The 4,502-nt window shown below is 28.3% G+C and carries 3 protein-coding genes and 1 pseudogene; 1 reads left to right on the forward strand and 3 read right to left on the reverse strand.

The features are described from left to right. The first annotated feature begins 356 nt into the window (after positions 1–356). The gene (locus tag AB2369_RS11645; protein ID WP_367666648.1) at positions 357–1,244 is read left to right on the forward strand and encodes an NlpC/P60 family protein; all 888 of its coding nucleotides are present in this window, start codon (positions 357–359) and stop codon (positions 1,242–1,244) included. Positions 1,245–1,517: 273 nt separating this feature from the next. On the opposite strand, the gene AB2369_RS11650 is transcribed toward AB2369_RS11645, so the two are convergent. From AB2369_RS11650 to AB2369_RS11660, 3 genes and pseudogenes are all read right to left on the reverse strand, one after another. Next, on the reverse strand, positions 1,518–2,984 hold the full coding sequence (locus AB2369_RS11650) for an oligosaccharide flippase family protein (protein ID WP_367666649.1): 1,467 nt from the start codon (positions 2,982–2,984) through the stop codon (positions 1,518–1,520). 12 nt (positions 2,985–2,996) lie between these two features. Continuing rightward, positions 2,997–3,875, reverse strand: a complete 879-nt coding sequence (gene rfbD, locus AB2369_RS11655) for a dTDP-4-dehydrorhamnose reductase (protein ID WP_367666650.1) — start codon at positions 3,873–3,875, stop codon at positions 2,997–2,999. 12 nt (positions 3,876–3,887) lie between these two features. After that, positions 3,888–4,502: pseudogene (locus AB2369_RS11660) on the reverse strand (hypothetical protein); the annotation flags it as partial.

Here is a 4,502-nt window from a genome sequence, read left to right on the forward strand (position 1 = left end):
TTAATTGTACTATAGGTTTTTTAATTCAAAGCTTATCTTATACACTGCTTAAAATCTAAGATTTTAAAGGATTTAAGTACATGTATAAGTTAAGATCTAGGCTAAAAATCCTATAATATTTGTTTTCTATAAAAGCTTATTTAATTTTAAAAATATAGACTTTAAATCTGTTTTGTTCACTTACATTTTTAGGTTATATGTACAAGCTCATACTACTTTTTAACTAAAAATATAAGTGTTAACATAATAACCAATCAATTAAGCTTATATGAAAAATTACTTGATTTTCTATCGCCTTAAAAAACTTAATATCATATAGCTTAACAGATTCAATAATTATATAAGGGGGAAGTTTTATGAAAAAACTTAAAAAGAGCTATTTAGTCTTATCAGTTGTATTATTAATGATTTTTTCAATCATACCTCATAATGCTAATGCAGCTATTCAATCTAAAACCGATGAAATTATTAACTATGCAAAGCAACAAATAGGAAAGCCTTATAAATGGAATGGTACTGGACCAGATAACTTTGACTGCTCAGGATTTACTCAATATGTATATAGAAATGTTGTAGGGGTAGATATTACACGAAGTACTTATTCACAGGTTAAATTTGGACAACCTGTACCTTTATCAGAGGCTAGAAATGGAGACCTTGTATTCTTTGGTGATCCAGCATCACCTCATCATGTGGGTCTGTATATATTCCCTAATAAATATATACATTCTCCACAAACTGGGAGATTTGTTGAAATTAGCAACATATATGATAGAAGAGATGTAGTACAAACTGTTAGAAGAGTACAAGGCTGGATTAAATATGATGGTAAATGGTCCTTCCTATCTAAAGGAAACTACATTTATAATGAATGGGTTTATGATAACAACAAGTATTACTACTTTAATAATAGTGGATATATGGAAAGTGATAACTGGGTTTGGTCAAACGGAAAATGTTATTACTTAAATAGTGATGGGGTTATGGAAACAGATAAATGGATTTGGGATAGTAAGACCCAAGCTTGGTATCACGTAGATGGAAATGGTGCTATGGATACAAATACATGGCTTTGGGATAATGACTCTGTAGGCTGGTTCTATGTAGGTTCTGATGGTGCAATGCAAAAAGGCTGGATCACTGTTGATGGTAAAGAATATTATTTAGATCAGAATGGAAAAATGTTAACTAACACCGTAATTGAGGGTAAAAGATTAGGACCAGACGGTGCTGTTATAAAATAATTTTAATACTTAGAGAATATAGTTTCTTTTCTATATTCTTCATAACCTAAAAAGTAAATAAAACATTATTTTTACTATAAAAAACAATGTTTTATTGCCTAAAAGTTTTACTCAAACACTAAAGAGCAGACTCCTCAAAGTCTGCTCTTTAGTGTTTATGAAAATAAGTTACTTTCTATAAAAATACTCTTATCATCACTATTATTTCTTACATATAGTGACCCTTATGTTTTGAAGCCTCGTATAACTTAAGAATTAGCATGGAACCCCATATTACTTAATATGCTCTTTATTTCTTTTCATTACCTTGTTTATTATACTAAAGAGTATGTCATCCTTTAAAATATATAAAGTAATAAAATAATATAAAGAGCATAGAATCATAATTAAAAGAGTTAAACTTATTGTAGATGTTACACTTTTTCTAACTATAATACTTATAGGTAAGAATCCTAATGCTACTATGAAATACTTCATTTTTTTCATATCTAACAACTTTAAATTTAATCCTAATTTTTTTCTACTATAAAAGTATTCTGTTATTCCTAAAAGGAAATTTGCCATTGTAGTAGATATTATAGCACTTTCTGGAGTCAACTTATTAAAATGCACTAATATAAGCTTCACCATTAAGTTTATAGCTCCGTAAATAAATATAAATACTATAAGTTTCTTTTCATGTCTCTTCACATACATTACTTGATTTGATAATACAGATTCCATAACTAATGAAATCATATATATAGAAAAGATCCTTAGCACAGGTATAGCTGGAATATACTGCGTTCCAGAATATATAAGTATAATCTCTTCTGATAAAATATATATCCCAATCATGGCTGGGAATAAAAATAAACTTAAGATTCTTGTTGTTTTATCTAATAGTCTTGTATAATTCTCTTCATCATTAGCTTCTAAAATATTCGATAATCTTGGTACTGTAACATATACAACTGACATAATAAAAACATATATCATATGAACTAGATTTTTAGGTGCTGCATAGAATGATACAGCTTCATCACTTACATAACTCCCTAAAAATACTATATCTAGTTGAGTATACAATACACCTGCATTAGCCATTATAAAGGCCATTATAAGAAATTTTGTATGCTTCTTAAATGAAAGTGACTTCTTTGTAAATCCTATATTCTTAAATATAAAATAAAAGCTTATTATATTATTTAAAAATATAGAGATACTAAGAATTCCGGCATATATTAAATAATCTTTTTCACTTTTAACCAAAGTAAAAAGTGCTATTATATATATAATTTTAACTACTATAGTCTTTATAGTTATAAAGTCATATTTTTCTAGAGCTTCATTAATCCATTCTACATAAAAAATATTAGAAAATAAACTAAACATATATATATTTAGTAGAATAAATTTTTCGTTCCCTTTAAAATTTAAGAATATAAAGGCTATATAAACTAATAGTACTAATATATTAGATATAAGCCCAATGATAAATAGAGATGAAAAAAGAGACTTAATTTTTTCATCGTCTTTTCTTATTCTACTTACTTCTCTAAGACCATAATTATATATTCCAAAAGAAGCAAATATTAGGAAATATTGATATAAAGAATCTGCATAATATATCTGTCCCATATGATCTTTCCCTATAACCCTAAGGGCATATGACCCTATTAATATAGGAATTATTATATTAAATAAGCTTAGAAGCGACTTATATATTACATTTTTCACTAAAGATTTTTTTATATCCATATACTTTACCTTCTACTTCATCCTACTTATGTAACTTTTTAAAGCCTCTTTCCAAGGTCTCATTTCATTACCTATGGTACATCTTAACATCATATTATCAAGAGAAGAGAACTCTGGTCTTTTAGCTGCTCTATTAAGCTCACCTGAAGTTATAGGATGTACTTCACACTTTATTTCTGATAGTTCTACTATCTCCTTAGCAAAATCATACCATGTACACTCACCTTCCCCTGTACAATGATATATTCCATATTCCTCCGTGTCCATAAGCTTTAAAATATGGAAGGCTAGATCCTCAGCATTAGTTGGATTTCCTCTTTGATCATTAACAACATTTAGGACTCCCTTTTCTTTAGCTGCTTTTATTATGGTTTTAACAAAATTGTGACCATCTACTCCATATAACCAAGAAGTTCTTACTATAAAATATTTACTACAGAACTCCCTAACATAATTTTCACCTAATAATTTGGTTTTTCCATAGGCACTTATCGGATTGTTAATATCACATTCCTTATAAGGTACTACTCCATCACCTTTAAACACGTAGTCTGTAGATATGCTAACTAACTTTGCATCTATCTCATTACATACTATAGCTAAGTTTCTTGGACCTATAGCGTTGACTTTAAATGCTAAATCATAATTTTCTTCACATCCATCTACGTTAGTATATGCGGCACAGTTTATGACTATATTAGGTCTTTCTTTATATAATACTTCTCTAACACTGTCTAAATTAACTATATCGAGCTCTTCTAATCCTAAAGGGAGTATTTCTCCTTCAGTTAAATTCTCTGAAATACATCCAACTTCTGATTCTTTATTAATCAGCATGTTGTATATTTCAGATCCAAGTTGACCCCTTGCACCAGTAATAAGTATCTTCATATAACCAAACTCCTAATTCTCTTTAAATTTAAACTTTATTTTATAAGTTAAAGTACATAATGCATTTTTTAAAGCATATTTAGATAAAAGCTTACACCTTACCATTTTAATACTTCCTTTTAACTTATATCCGTCCTGTTTTAACTTTAAAGCCTCTCTTTTTAATTTCTCTGATTTATTAAATCTTTCAATTTCGCCTTTATCTATCTTTCCCTCACTATAAAGATCATTTTCATCATATATGTCTTTTCCCGTATGTAACATAACCTTATATAGATTTTTTAGATAAAAAGAGTTATATAATTGTGCTAGAAACTTCTCTCTTGATATAGATGTTTCTCTAATTCTATATTTTAGCAGAGGCTCATCTATGTTAGTTATTTTATGTCCTGTTGCAACTACTCTACACATAAAATCATAATCTTCTGCAAAAGGTATATTCCTGTAATTCTCCACTCCATTTTCTAAAATACTCTTCCTAAACATTATTGTTGGGTGAACTACCACATTAGTTAATTTTAAATATTCCTTTATTGCATCCGTATTTTTAGCAACCTTAGTTACTTCTTCTAAAACCTCATCTTCTTCTCCAATTAAAGTTACTGCACTTCCTACTAGGTCTATATC

It is taken from the genome of Clostridium sp., from assembly GCF_040797585.1.
Classification (GTDB): Bacteria; Bacillota; Clostridia; order Clostridiales; family Clostridiaceae; genus Clostridium_Z.